Below are 14,051 nucleotides of genomic sequence, written 5' to 3'. Positions count from 1 at the left end.
TAAAAGCCTCACTAAAAAATAGTGAGGCTTTATTTTTAATAAGTATTAATTTTCCCGAGGCAATTCTGGGGCAATTCCAGTGCGCTCATAATCAGCTAGAATATCGATACGGCGCTGGTGGCGTTCCTCGTTACTCCATGGTTGCTCAATAAAAGCATCCACTATCGCCAGAGCTTCTTCAGCGGAATGCATTCTGCCACCTAAGCCAATAAGCTGCGCGTTATTATGTTCTCTAGCTAGTCTTGCTGTTTCTGGCGACCAGGCTAGAGCACACCGGGCACCGGTTACTTTATTGGCCGCAATCTGCTCACCATTACCGGATCCACCAAGCACAATTCCCAATGAACCAGGATCATTAACTACTCGGCTAGCAGCTTCAATACAAAATGCTGGATAATCATCGTTGGCATCATAAATATGCGCACCGCAATCAATTACCTCATGTCCGAGACTCTTCAGATGCTCCGCAATAATATTCTTCGTCTCAAACCCTGCATGGTCTGCTCCAAGATAGATTCGCATGTTTTAAAGTCTATCGGATCTGCCCCGTTTATTACCCCTTTTAAAGTTAATCAAACCGTGGTGATTCGGTTCGGGAACGCTTCAATTCAAAGAAATGGGGGTAATTGCCGAGGGTTACTGAAGCGTCAAAAAGCTTTCCAGCCGCTTCACCTCGCGGAATACGGGTTAGTACCGGACCGAAAAATGCGGTATCGCCTAATTTAAGTACCGGCGTACCTACCTCATCCCCAACGGCATCCATTGCCCCCTGATGATACTGACGAAGCTGCTCATCCCACTGGCTAGTATTAGCGATTGCAGCATATTCACCTAACCCAAGTTGTGCTAATGAGGTAGCAATGACTTCGTCATATCCGCCAAAACCTTTTTGAGCACCCTTACCCTCATTATGAACCATGGTACCCATCACCGTATAAAGCTCATCAAGTTTTTCTGGATGCTCACTTGCAATCGCTGCGAAAACTCGTGCTGGCCCCCAATTAGCTTCCATTCGCTGCATATAACCAGGATCAAGATTGCGTCCTTGATTAAGAACGCTCAAACTCATTGGGATCCATTCGACTTCAATATCACGAACCTGCTCTACCTCTTTGATCCACCGGGAAGTTACCCAACAAAATGGGCACGATACATCAAACCAAAAGGATACTTTTTCAGTCATGTTGTTCTAACCTGCTCTCAGTTCTCTAGGAATAAAACCGCTATTTATGCCTTTTATTCCCAAGTGTATGTCAGAACACTGATCCCCGCAGGTAGTCTTAAACTATCCCCAAACTCATACAATTACTTTAAGACAAGGAGCTGCTATGTCTTCTACCAATCTCACTCGTATCGAGGCCGAACAACGTTCCCAACTCATCTTTGTTGACCACTACGACATCAGCATTGATCTCACCGCTGGCGAAACTGAATTTCCTTCCCTGACTACCGTGCGGTTTAGCGCGCTCAGCGACGGTGATACCTTTATTGATCTCCAGGCCAATCACATTTATGAAGTCTTGCTTGACGAGGTCAATATAACCGAATCCGCCGTACCTATGACCGAAGACGGACGCTATGACGAAACCCGCGGTATCTTATTACAAGGACTCAGCGCCGGCGAACACCTGCTTCGAGTCAACGCTGTGTGTGCTTACTCGCGTACCGGTCAAGGACTACACCGCTTTGTCGATCCCGTAGACAACGAAGTTTATCTTTATACTCAATTCGAAACTGCCGATGCCAAGCGTGTTTTTGCCTGCTTCGACCAACCAGATCTTAAAGCTACCTACAGCCTTAATATCATCGCCCCAACTGGATGGAAAGTAATTACCAACGCACCGCAAACGGTTATTGATCTCCCCGACGGGCAACAATTTAGCTCTCATATCGACTACCCATTATCAACCTATCTGGTCGCTATTTGTGCAGGCCGCTACCACGAAGTTTCTGATATATGGCAAGGAAAGCTAACTCACTATCCAGAAACTCCAGCCGATGAGCCCACTGAGTTAGAGATTCCACTATCTATCTTTTGCCGGCAGTCACTAGCTGAATGCCTCGATTCGGAAACTATTTTTACCGAAACTAAGCAGGGATTTGATTACTATCATGCGCACTTTGGTGTGGCTTATCCCTTTGGCAAATATGATCAGCTTTTTGTTCCTGAATTTAATGCTGGTGCTATGGAAAATGCTGGTTGTGTAACTTTCCGCGATGAATATGTTTTTACTTCCAAAGTGACAAAATCACGCTATGAGCGCCGATGCGACACTATTTTGCATGAAATGGCGCATATGTGGTTCGGGGATCTAGTTACTATGCGTTGGTGGGATGATCTCTGGCTTAATGAATCTTTTGCTACCTGGGGCGCGGCAATGAGCCAAGCTGAGGCTACTGAATACCATAACGCATGGGTCACTTTTGCTAACGTCGAAAAGTCTTGGGCTTATCAGCAAGATCAACTTTCTTCTACTCACCCGATTTCCACAGATGCTTCTGATATTGAAACAGTAGAACAAAACTTTGACGGCATTACCTATTCCAAAGGTGCCTCAGTGTTAAAGCAATTACAAGCCTATGTTGGCCGAGAAGAATTTTTTGCTGGTGTGCGCCGCCACTTTGCCCAACATGCTTTTGGCAATGCTACTTTCGCAGATCTACTTAATGCACTAGAGCAAGCTTCTGGACGTGATCTTTCGCAGTGGGCACAGCAATGGATTAAAACCACTGGCCTTAATACGCTTTCACCAAGTTTTACCATAGAAAATGGCGTATACACTGACTTTAAGGTAATACAATCCGGAGCCACACCTGGTGCCGGTGAGTTACGCACTCACCGGGTTGCTGTCGGTCTTTACTCATTAGTTGATGGCAAGGTTATCCGTACCCACCGCGCAGAAGTTGATATTACTAATGCCGCTACAGCAGTAACTGAATTTATTGGTGTCCCTGCTGCGCAACTAGTTATTGTCAACGATGAAGATCTCACCTACTGTGCACTTGGTCTTGACGATAACTCCATGGCCTTCCTCTTAGAAAATATTGATAAGATCGACGATCCCATGGCACGCACCCTATGTTGGTCTGCTGCTTGGGAAATGACTCGTAACCAAAAGTTACGTGCTCGCGACTTCCTAACGCTTGTTGCTCGTGGTGCGGGTACCGAAGATCAAATTATGGTGCTAGAACGTCTGCTAAGTCAAGTAACCACGGCAGTCAATTTCTATGCAGATAGACATTGGCTAGCTACAAAAGGTGAAGAACTGCTTGCACAAACTCTATTAGAGGCAGCACTTCATAGTGAACCAGGTTCAGATACTCAGTTAGCTTTTGTGCAAGCTCTTGCTAAGGTTGCCCTTAATGAAGAAGCCGCCGAAGCTTTTAAACAAATCTTGGCCGATAAACAGGTATTCCCAGGTATTCATATCGATGCCGATCTTAAGTGGTGGGCATTAACGGCACTTATTGCTGATGCGCAGTTTGAAGATCCACTAGCACGCATTGCTGAATTGCTTGCTAGTGATAATACTTCTTCTGGCCAGATGGCAGCATTACGTGCTCAGGCAGCTATTAATGCTGCTGAGAATAAGCGCGAAATTTTCAATCAGATTATGCACCAGACAGATTCCCTCAGTAACTTGGAATTACGACACAAGTTGGAGGGTTTAGACTTCACCCATTCTGATGATCTACTCCAAGAATTCACTAGCGAATACTTTGAGTGTGCCGCTCAGCTCTGGTCAAATGTTTCTAGCGATGTAGCAACAACTACTCTTAGTGGGGCTTTCCCATATTGGGACGCTAGCCCACAGATAGTGGAATTAGCTGCTGCATTCCTTGAGCAAAAAGATTTACCTCATGGTCTACGCCGGATTATCGCTGAAGGCAAAGATCGCGCTGAGCGTGGTCTAAAAAATCGTGCCTTCGACGGCAGCTAAAACAACGCCACCTTAATTAAAAGCAGCGAGGTTTTCAATAGCCTCGCTGCTTTTAGCTTTTCCTAGAAACTAAGACCTGCGTTGTTAAACCCAATAAAAATCTGCTTTTCGACGAAGTTACTCACCGCATCTCTTATCAAGTCGGTAAAAACTTATTCACCGTAGAATCGACATACGTATTTTTAAACATATGGTACGTTTTATGACCACCTAGGAGAATATAGTTGAATTTCTATGAAGAAGTTGGCGGCGAAGAAACTTTCCGAAAACTAGTACATCTCTTTTACCAGCGTATGCGCACTGATGATCTTATTGGACCGATGTATCCTGCCCATGATTGGGAAGGCGCTGAAGATCGGTTACGCTGGTTTCTTGCTCAGTATTGGGGTGGGCCACACACTTTTAGTGAAAATCGTGGACACCCTCGATTGCGAATGCGTCATCACCTTTTTGCTATTGGTGAAAAGGAAGCACATCGCTGGCTAGAAATTATGGATGCTGCCATTGAAGAAATTGATGAGCAAACCTTAGCGCCGGCATATCGTATGGCTATGAAAGAGCATATGCGTAAAGTCGCGTTCATGCTCATCAACCAGCCGGAATCACCAGCGCAATAATATGTACTAGCTAAACAAAAGTGGTAAACCCGTGCTACGGTACACAGAGCCAAAAGGCGCATCGAGTCGAGTCCACCGGCCAAGTACTGATACCCGCAGGTGACGTGGAATATCAGCGGGGGCACTAAACCCAGGGATAAGTCCTAATGCGGTACAGGTAAAAATCATTCGCATAGGAATATGGGCTTCTTGCCCATGACCATCAACGGTAATTACTTCTTGTTCCAATAAAGAACTAGGCGGGCCAAGCGGGCCAGAAAATTGTCTAGCTAAGGCCTGACCTTGTTCGGCAAGTTTGCTCACAACTGCAGTAGGAATATCGTCGAGAAGCTGATATCCACTAATCGGAGGCAATGCCCCTGGCCAGGAAGCAGCGAAAGTCTCTGACATATCACTGGCTCGGAATACTGTTCCAGTACTGCTCATAGTTCCGGTAACTCGGCGAGCGGCAATAGTCTGAAAAGGGGTGGTCACGAAAATATCCAGGCTGCCATCGCCTAAATCGCTTGCGCGAACCAACGCATTCTCATCTAAAACTAAAGCACGCTGAATTAACGAGCGCAGTCCCGATTGCCCACTGGTTATTTCAAGCATCAGCGAGGTAGCTGTCCGAGCATAACTTTGCGCTCCATATCAGTAATAGGACGCGGGCTGTGCATAACGGTATCAATAACCACCTGTACTGCTTCTAGAACAGCACAGCAATTATCTTCAACGTCGAAAAGTTCTTGGCTAGTAGTCAATGAAGTATTACCCACTTTGGTCACAGTGGTAACAACTTTAACTGAGGTGGTGTTTGGCAAAATAGCCCGGTCGTAGCTGATATCGATTTTGCGCACGAACATCGCGGGCACTTCTAAAGCACGTTCTTTAAATTCTTCATCACCAAAAATTTGCCGCGCTTCCTGGGCGATTTCAATATAACGAGCATTAGAGAGGTGGCCAAAACGGTCAAAATCAGACCACCGTAGCGGAATATGGGTTGTGTGCACAAGAAAAGTATCTTCAGCCATGAAAACATAGTCTAGCTAGTTTTTAGTATCCGTACCATCTAACAGATCATCAAAGCTCAAGGTATTGAGGAAGCGTTGGGCACGCTGTGTTCTTGGATGATCGAAAAAAGTACGCGGATTGCCTTTTTCTACAATATTCCCGGCATCCATAAATACAACTGTATCGGCAATGGCACGAGCAAAATCCATCTCGTGAGTCACAATTACCATGGTCATGCCTTCTTTTGCTAGTTTCAGAACGACATCAAGTACTTCACGAACAATTTCTGGATCTAGCGAAGCAGTAATCTCATCAAGCAAGAGCACTTGCGGATTCATCATTAATGCTCGCACAATAGCAACGCGTTGTTTTTGTCCACCAGACAACTCACGCGGATAAGATTTTTCTTTTCCGGCTAACCCCACCCGTGCTAAAAGCATGTGGGCACGCTGAGTAACTTCTTTTTTATTCGCTTTTTGAACGACTTTGGGGGCTAACAAAAGGTTATCGAGCACTGTCAAATGATTAAAAAGTTCATAGTTTTGAAAAACCATGCCAATATCTTGGCGAAGCTGCGTCCACTTAGTGTTTTTAGTTAGCGGCTCACCTCGAAAAATAATCTGCCCAGCCTGGATTTCTTCCAACCCATTGATACAACGCAGTAACGTAGATTTTCCACAGCCCGAAGGACCAATAATTGCTACCACTTCCCCAGCCAATACTTCCAAACTAACACCATCAAGTACAGTATTGTCGCCATAGCGTTTAACAACCGACTGCAATTCAATAAGGCTCATATAGCCCATTTCCTTTCCAAAAAACGAGCAATCATCGAGATGGGGTAACACATGAAAAAATAGGCAAAGAAAACAAAACCATAAATCCACAATGCAGCATCTGGATAATCGAATCTATGAGCATCAATAATCTGTTGTGCCACTTTAAGTACTTCCACAACCCCAATAAGCACTACTAAAGCAGTAGTCATAATCATACGATTGGTGAGATTAATGATGCCAGGCAGTAGGCGTCGAAAAGCTTGCGGGATAATAATACGGACATACACTTGCAGCTGTTTTAGCCCTAGTGCCTGTGCGCTTAAATACTGGTGACGTGGAATCGAAGTAATCGCTGAACGCACCAAATCCCCCATCTCCGCGGTTCCCCACAAAACAAAAACAATAACCGCCGCTGCTTCGCGTAATAAATTGATTCCAACGTAAGTAAGCTCAAAATAAACCAAAAACAGCAGTACTAACTGAGGCATAATACGCACAAACTCTAGGTATAACCGACAAATGAATCGGATAGCAGAGCTTTTCGATACCATCAGCACGCCCATAAACATGCCCAACCCAATGGAAATTGCCATTGCGATCAAAGCGATGCGTACTGAAGTCCACATACCTAGCAATAAACGTGAGAAATTATTTCCCTCAAAAATAAGTTCAAGCCCCATGGGCAGCATGACGCAGCCACCTTTCTATGCAACCAGACAATAAACTCGTCGGCAATAAAATGATGAGGTAGAAAACTACTAATAAAAAGAGTGCCTCGCGGGTGTCATAAGTAGAACCGATCTGCGATTTAGCCACATAAATTAAATCAGCAAGTGCAACTACGGAAACCACCGAAGTTTCTTTAATTAAAAAGATCACATTGGCAGTAATTCCGGGGGCCGCAATAGCAAGCGCCTGTGGGAAAACCACTGTGCGTAAACTTTGTGTCTGTGTCATACCCAAACTCAGTGCAGATTGGTTTTGGATACCATCGACTGCTTCTAACCCAGCACGCAAAGATTCCGCCATATAGCCACCGCCTAAAAAGGTCAGCCCAATAATTGCACAGGCTTCACTGCTTAATACGATCCCTAACTTGGGGAGCCCAAAATAAAGAAAGAAAAGCTGAACAATCAATGGCGTATTACGAGAAAACTCAATATAGATATTTACCAATTGCCACAGAATAGGAATACGAAGCTGCTTTATTACTGCGCACACGCTACCGAATACAAAAGCCAAGACAATACCGATAAACGCAGTACGTACAGTTGTCAGCGCCGCTTGAGCATACAGCGGAATTGAATCGTAAATAACGGAAAAATCCATAATACGTTAGGTCCCTATTATTAAAACTGACCTCGTTGTGCTACTTATCAACGTTTGTGTGTTGAGCCCGTTTATAAAAAGACGCAGCAACATAAAATAAGGCCAGAAAAACAAATAGGACAAACTAAAGCTGGCCGCCTTCAACTACTAGTTCATCAGGGTTAATTTGATCTCCATAAACAGGTTGGAGTGTTTTAGTAAAGTTTTTATGGAAAAAGTTCTCTTCACCTAAAACAATAAGTTCGTCATTAAGCCAATTCAATAAACTAGTATTTCCTTTAGCAACTGCGCCGGCAATGGTATCGACATTTCCCAAGGAAGTAATTGTTGTACTAAAGCCGTTGTTATTTTCCACCCAGGCAAGTGCCTCAGTGTTATCAGTTACCCATGCATCACCACGTCCGTCGGCAAGCGCATTAGTAGCTTCGGTGTATTGATCGTATTTTTGTAATTTAAGTTCCGGATACGTCGATTCCAAATACGTTTCCGCAGTAGTGCCCTTGACCACGATAATATTTTTACCAACAAGATCAGCTTCGTCGTTTATTGGTTTACTATCTGGCGAGACTAAGCCCAAAGATACCTTCATATAAGGCTGCGCAAAATCTACTTTTTCTGCACGTTGCGATGTTACCGTGAAATTAGCCAAAATCAAATCGACTTTATTGGTGCTTAAAAACTCCACACGGGAAGCAGCCTCAACTGGAACATAGGAGATAGCCACGTTTAAGTCTTGTCCAATACGATTGCCGTATTCGATATCATAACCAGCGTATTCACCAGAAGAATTAACGTAGCCAAAAGGCGATTTATCCGAAAAAACGCCGATAGTAATAAAACCAGAGTCTTGGATTTCCGCTACGCTTCGATAATTTTGGGCTCTAGAATCGGTCGAATTTGTAGCAGTCGAAGAGGAATCTGTAGCAGCACATGCGGTTACTAAGGCAGCTGCGATGAAAGTAGCAATAAACGCTTTCATTTTCATGGTTGTGCTTTCATGGTTGTTGGTTTGAGGTGATAAAACACTCGCCTCATGGGCTAACCGAACAAAACTAGCTTCCACTCAATACTTGGATGCCTACCGCAGGCTGGTATCCAACTAGTTAGTATTTAAGCCAAAATAACAGCAATAACAGCTTGCCAAATTGATGGATTTTTACTAGCAATGTTGCGTATAAGCACTGTAACAAAAATATGCACTAGTTTGACCGTTTTTAATGAACAGATCTGTCTATTTATTGCTAACTACACTGTTTAAAAGTGTCCATTTATACTGCTGAAAAGAGTTTTTTAACCCCACCACCCCAAAGAAATAAGCATAAAAAATTTTATTCAATACTGCTTGAATTACTGTTTTTATACTCAATACAGCCTAGAATCACTATTTCACCAATATTTTCAGTATGCGCAACGCACAAGTAACTACAAAAACAAAACCCGCCGCGATCTGCGACGGGTTTTATACTCCACTTAACTAGAACTAACCCTAGTGCTTAACTAACTACTATCTGCATTAGCTAGTTAAATAGTGTTTAGTTACCGGGTAAGTTTACGGTGTGTCACACGGCTTGGTCGTGCTGCATCAGGGCCAAGGCGCTCTACTTTGTTCTTTTCATAATCTTCGAAGTTGCCTTCATACCAGAACCACTGACCTTCAGCAATATTTCCTTCCCACGCCAGAATGTGAGTACAGGTACGATCCAAGAACCAACGATCGTGAGAAATCACCACAGCACAACCAGGGAATTTCTGTAATGCATTTTCTAACGAGCCTAAAGTTTCCACATCAAGGTCATTGGTTGGCTCATCAAGAAGAATCAGGTTACCGCCCTGTTTAAGGGTCAAAGCGAGGTTGAGACGGTTACGCTCACCGCCAGACAATACCTTTGATGGCTTCTGCTGATCCGGGCCTTTAAAACCAAACGCTGATAGATAGGCACGCGATGGCATCTCATTTTGGCCAACATGGATAAAATCCAGACCGTCAGAAACAACTTCCCATACTGTCTTTTCTGGATCAATGTTTTCGCGGTTCTGATCCACGTAGCTCAGTTGCACAGTCTGGCCAACCTTGACCTCACCAGCATCTGGTTGTTCTAGGCCAACAATTGTCTTGAACAAGGTGGACTTACCTACACCGTTAGGACCAATCACACCAACAATACCGTTTCGTGGCAAGGTGAAAGACAAGTCTTTGATAAGCACTCGCCCATCAAAGCCCTTTTCTAGATTGGTTACCTCAACAACTTGATTGCCCAAACGCGGCGGGGTAGGAATTTGAATTTCTTCAAAATCAAGCTTCTTATACTGCTCAGCCTCAGCAGCCATTTCCTCATACCGCTGCAGACGAGCCTTATTCTTTGCCTGACGTGCTTTAGCACCAGAACGTACCCATTCAAGTTCTTCCTTGAGTCGCTTTTGTAATTTCTGATCCTTCTTACCGGCAACTTCTAAACGCTGCGCCTTTGTCTCTAAATAAGTAGAGTAATTGCCTTCATAAGGATAAAGCTTTCCACGATCAACTTCGCAGATCCAACCAGCAACGTGATCAAGGAAGTAACGATCGTGAGTCACAGCAAGTACAGCACCAGGATATTTAGCTAAATGCTGCTCAAGCCATAGCACTGACTCTGCGTCAAGATGGTTGGTAGGCTCGTCGAGAAGCAATAAATCTGGCTCGGATAATAAGAGTTTTGCTAATGCAACACGACGACGTTCACCACCAGAAAGATTAGTTACTGGTGCATCAGAAGGTGGGCAGCGCAATGCCTCCATAGCCTGTTCGATCTTGGAATCCAATTCCCATGCATCGGCAGCATCAATTTTTTCCTGGAGCTCAGTCATTTCTTCCATAAGCTCATCGGTATAATTTGTCGCCATTTCTTCTGCGATTTGCTCATAGCGCTGACGAATCTGGAAAATCTCACCCATACCCTCTTCGACATTCTCGCGCACAGTCTTCTCCTCATTCAAAGGAGGCTCCTGCAAAAGAATACCCACGGTAGCACCTGGATCGAGGAATGCTTCACCATTCGATGGCTGATCAAGCCCGGCCATAATCTTCAAAATAGAAGACTTACCAGCACCGTTGGGGCCAACGACACCGATTTTTGCGCCTGGATAAAAAGCCATAGTGACATTGTCCAAAATGACTTTATCGCCAATAGCTTTGCGCACGTTCTTCATCGTGTAGATGAATTCGCCCACGTCTCACGTCTCCTTAAAATACAGCTCACAAGTTCGATGAAAAGCGTACATGATATTCGAAACTACTGCTAAAACGGTATACACCAAATAAACACCCACGGTTTTCAATTGTGAACAGCCGCACTGGTTTACCCCAGAATCATCAGTACATAGCACTGCTACTACACGTAATACGCATGCACTTTAAGGCATAAGCAATAATATAAATATCTGCCAAGCGTAAATAATTAGTTCATCCTAGTTAACTGTTAGCAGTACTTTTACTCTGCTAACAGCACAAATAAGACATACCTAGTTACACATCACAGTGCTAAAACGGTGCTTCTGCGTCTATAGCGGATAGTGCACCAACACCTACTACCGAAGTTTTATCCGTATAGTCTTTATCCCACAGCGGCTCAGCAGTATCAGAAAAACTTAACCCATCGTGAGCGACTTCATGTGTGCTACTTCGCCGTGATGCTAGCTCATAGCGAGTCATCTCCAAACCAACATAGTGAGCCCGAAGCTTTATTTTACTCATCGTTTTAGTGGGATCGTTCTTATCCATCCAACTATCGGTAGAAAGATGTCCCACACAAATAACGGGACGGCCTTTAATAAGATTCTTTTTTACATTCACGGCAAGATCACCCCAACACTCAACGTCGATAAAAAGCTGATCTGCATCAATCCACTGGCCTTCTTTAGTAGGAACTCTCCTAGAACAAGCTAACCGGAAATCTGCTTTAATGCCGTTTTCACTTAACTTTTTTAGCATGGGATTTTCTACCAAATTGCCAATGATCGTAGTTGGGGTATGCATAAGGGTCTCCTTGTACTTGAGCTAATAATAAGTTTCCATAGTGATTTATTGCCTTCAGCTACGCGTACCACCGCATACAGCCACTACTTTAAAATCTGTCGATGCGGTGTGCGTCGAAAAGCAAAAAACTAACGTCACAGCTAGTTTGTTAACACCTATTACTTATTGAACCCAGATAGAAAACAATAGGGAAGAACTTTACTTAAAAAGCCAAAAATCTGTGGAATCACAGCTTCCTCACAGAAAGTTATCCACAGGTTTCGACTTTTCTTAGCTATCCCCTTGTATCAAAACCCTCTTCATGATAGACAGACGTAGCGGTTGTCTCGCCACTATTCATTAAAGCGAGCATGCGATTATATTCATCCCAATCATCTTCATCGCCCGATTCAACCCTGGACTCATACTCTGCTTCCTGTGCCCGATCTTCGCGCAGCCATTGAATAAAAAGCGTTCCAAACACCACCACCAAAGGGAAAGAACCCGATGCCCACGCAATACCACCACCAACATTTTGATCGTGCATAAGATCAGGGTGCCATGGCAAATCAAGCTGGGCATAAAAATCATAAGCCAGCACTTCCGAAAGCTGCATAAGATAGACGCCAAAATACAAATGCACCGGCATAGAAAAGACAAGCCAGGCTAGACGCTTAATAACTGTATTGTGATAAGGCTTGGGATCTGAACTAATCATTTCCCAATAATAAAGATAACCAGATAATAAGAAAACCCAATTGGTTAATAAGTGACCAGCATGCTCAGAAACCATTACGTCGTACCACGGAGTGATATAAAGAATGTAAAAAACAAAGAGATACTGAACCGTATTAAATGCTGGATGCATAATCAACTTCAAAGTCTTGGAATTAACCAACATCTCTAGCCACTCATACATTCCAGGATTGTCTTCGCTACCTTTTTGCAAGGTTTCTAAAGCCAACGTAATTGGTGCTCCCAATACCAAAAAAACTGGAATCACCATGGAAAGCATCATATGAGCAACCATATGCATCGAGAACATCGCCGGCATATACAATCCAATGCCGTTGCTCATCCCCACTGCCAAGCTCAGCGAGCCAAGCATAAACCACAATGTGCGCTGCCATGGCCACGACTTATTGCTCTTTTTTAACTGATGTAACCCCCACAGATACAACGCAGCGATAACAATACCGAAGGTAGAAAACATAATGTCAAAGCGCCACGTTGTCCACACATTCCAAAAAGTTGGCGCCTTAGAAAGGGAATATCCCATCTCCAAAGCCATCGGCGAAAGATCAATATAACGCGGTGGCGGCGGGGGCGTTCGCCCCATTGATACCGCTACCCCAATAGTCGCGGCCATAATTATTACTTCAACAATAGCTACGCGGATAAACATTATTGGCTTATCGACGAGCCTCGGTATGGTTTTCTGACGGTGAATAAATCCGATCATCCCCAAAGCAATTGTTAGCACTAGCTTTGCTAACACAACACGCCCATAAGTAGTGGTTAAAAGATCAACCGGCAATACCCTAATTGCTGCATTAATCGTGCCAGAAATAGCCATGACGATAATAGAAATCAAAGCAATCTTTGAATAGCGGCGCACTGCCAAAGTCATATCTGGGCCGAGTCTGCGTCCATGAGCAATAAGACCAAGTAAACCGCCAACCCACATAAATGCGAAAAATAGGTGGAATAACAAAGAATTAGTGCCATAATCATGATCGCCACCAGCAGCCGAGTGTCCTTCTAAACCAAGAGGTAAGACCATGGCAAAAGATCCTGCTAACCACAGCGGTTGCCAAAGATAGGTTCGTCGTAACGCACTGCCTAAAGCAAAAAATATGGCAATAATAGCTGCGACTAGCCAAGCCTGTGCTGTAGCAACCTGACTAATTGCTACTTCCAAAGCCGCAAAATTAAGCGCGCTGCTTAACGGCTGACCAGAAATATCTGACAAAGTTAACGGAATCATTGCCATAGCAATAAGCGCATAGCAGATGATGGCCATAGTTCCGGTACGCGTTGCTATTGCCCCGTCAACGCTTAATGTGCGCATTTTCAATGGCGAAATATAAAAAGCTGCCGTCATAAATGATCCCACAGCCAGTGATGCCATCATCCACGCTGCCGCACGCACAAACGGAAGACCTGCGGTAGTAAGCACACCTGGATCTGGGATACCAAGCGCAGCGAGAGATTCGCCAAGAAAAGAAAAACCTAAAATCGCTGCTATTACACCCGCAACAGATACGAATAGAACATACAGAGGCCATGTAGAACGCACTCGGTTAATGGTTTCAGGCATGCCCCTTAGCTTATCCTTTAGCTCCTTGTCTCCCGAATTAATTGTGGTGTTAGTCAATACGATTCCCACCTTTTATGATTC

At 44.2% G+C, this 14,051-nt stretch carries 13 protein-coding genes; 2 read left to right on the top strand and 11 right to left on the bottom strand.

All coding sequences use genetic code 11. The annotated features are described in order from the left end of the window. Nucleotides 1-45 precede the first annotated feature (45 nt). On the bottom strand, nucleotides 46-522 hold the full coding sequence (locus tag UL82_RS03300; protein WP_046438999.1) for a ribose-5-phosphate isomerase: 477 nt from the start codon (nucleotides 520-522) through the stop codon (nucleotides 46-48). 46 nt (nucleotides 523-568) lie between these two features. Next, the gene (locus tag UL82_RS03295; RefSeq protein ID WP_046438998.1) at nucleotides 569-1,183 is read right to left on the bottom strand and encodes a mycothiol-dependent nitroreductase Rv2466c family protein; all 615 of its coding nucleotides are present in this window, start codon (nucleotides 1,181-1,183) and stop codon (nucleotides 569-571) included. Nucleotides 1,184-1,328: 145 nt separating this feature from the next. Here UL82_RS03295 and pepN point away from each other — a divergent pair, with 145 nt between their 5' ends. Together pepN and UL82_RS03285 are read left to right on the top strand one after the other, a co-directional pair. Continuing rightward, a complete protein-coding gene (gene pepN / locus UL82_RS03290; protein WP_046438997.1) occupies nucleotides 1,329-3,941 on the top strand; it encodes an aminopeptidase N in 2,613 nt (870 codons plus the stop codon). Between the two features lie 224 nt (nucleotides 3,942-4,165). Continuing rightward, nucleotides 4,166-4,558 carry a globin domain-containing protein gene (locus tag UL82_RS03285; RefSeq protein WP_046438996.1) on the top strand — a complete coding sequence of 131 codons (393 nt, stop codon included), beginning with the start codon at nucleotides 4,166-4,168 and terminating at the stop codon, nucleotides 4,556-4,558. A gap of 6 nt (nucleotides 4,559-4,564) precedes the next feature. Here UL82_RS03285 and UL82_RS03280 read toward each other — a convergent pair whose 3' ends face one another. The 9 genes from UL82_RS03280 to UL82_RS03240 form a co-directional block, all read right to left on the bottom strand. Next, nucleotides 4,565-5,152 (bottom strand): hypothetical protein, encoded by a 588-nt coding sequence (locus tag UL82_RS03280; protein ID WP_046438995.1) that lies wholly within the window; start codon nucleotides 5,150-5,152, stop codon nucleotides 4,565-4,567. Continuing rightward, nucleotides 5,152-5,571, bottom strand: coding sequence for an acyl-CoA thioesterase (locus tag UL82_RS03275; RefSeq protein ID WP_046438994.1), 420 nt, complete (start codon nucleotides 5,569-5,571; stop codon nucleotides 5,152-5,154). Before UL82_RS03275 ends, UL82_RS03280 begins: the two co-directional genes overlap by 1 nt. A gap of 15 nt (nucleotides 5,572-5,586) precedes the next feature. Continuing rightward, entirely contained in the window at nucleotides 5,587-6,348 is a 762-nt protein-coding gene (locus UL82_RS03270) for an amino acid ABC transporter ATP-binding protein (protein WP_046438993.1), read from the bottom strand. After that, nucleotides 6,345-7,019, bottom strand: a complete 675-nt coding sequence (locus UL82_RS03265; protein WP_046438992.1) for an amino acid ABC transporter permease — start codon at nucleotides 7,017-7,019, stop codon at nucleotides 6,345-6,347. Before UL82_RS03265 ends, UL82_RS03270 begins: the two co-directional genes overlap by 4 nt. Further along, entirely contained in the window at nucleotides 7,000-7,659 is a 660-nt protein-coding gene (locus tag UL82_RS03260) for an amino acid ABC transporter permease (protein ID WP_046438991.1), read from the bottom strand. Before UL82_RS03260 ends, UL82_RS03265 begins: the two co-directional genes overlap by 20 nt. A gap of 124 nt (nucleotides 7,660-7,783) precedes the next feature. Then, entirely contained in the window at nucleotides 7,784-8,644 is an 861-nt protein-coding gene (locus UL82_RS03255; protein WP_046441141.1) for a transporter substrate-binding domain-containing protein, read from the bottom strand. A gap of 551 nt (nucleotides 8,645-9,195) precedes the next feature. Next, nucleotides 9,196-10,866, bottom strand: a complete 1,671-nt coding sequence (ettA, locus tag UL82_RS03250) for an energy-dependent translational throttle protein EttA (protein WP_046438990.1) — start codon at nucleotides 10,864-10,866, stop codon at nucleotides 9,196-9,198. A gap of 310 nt (nucleotides 10,867-11,176) precedes the next feature. Beyond that, entirely contained in the window at nucleotides 11,177-11,671 is a 495-nt protein-coding gene (locus UL82_RS03245; protein WP_052735855.1) for a single-stranded DNA-binding protein, read from the bottom strand. Nucleotides 11,672-11,945: 274 nt separating this feature from the next. Next, a complete protein-coding gene (locus UL82_RS03240; protein WP_046438989.1) occupies nucleotides 11,946-13,970 on the bottom strand; it encodes a cytochrome c oxidase assembly protein in 2,025 nt (674 codons plus the stop codon). Nucleotides 13,971-14,051 lie beyond the last annotated feature (81 nt).

Origin of the sequence: Corynebacterium kutscheri (assembly GCF_000980835.1) — a bacterium.
GTDB lineage: Bacteria > Actinomycetota > Actinomycetes > Mycobacteriales > Mycobacteriaceae > Corynebacterium > Corynebacterium kutscheri.
This window is presented reverse-complemented; position numbering and strand designations above follow the sequence as displayed.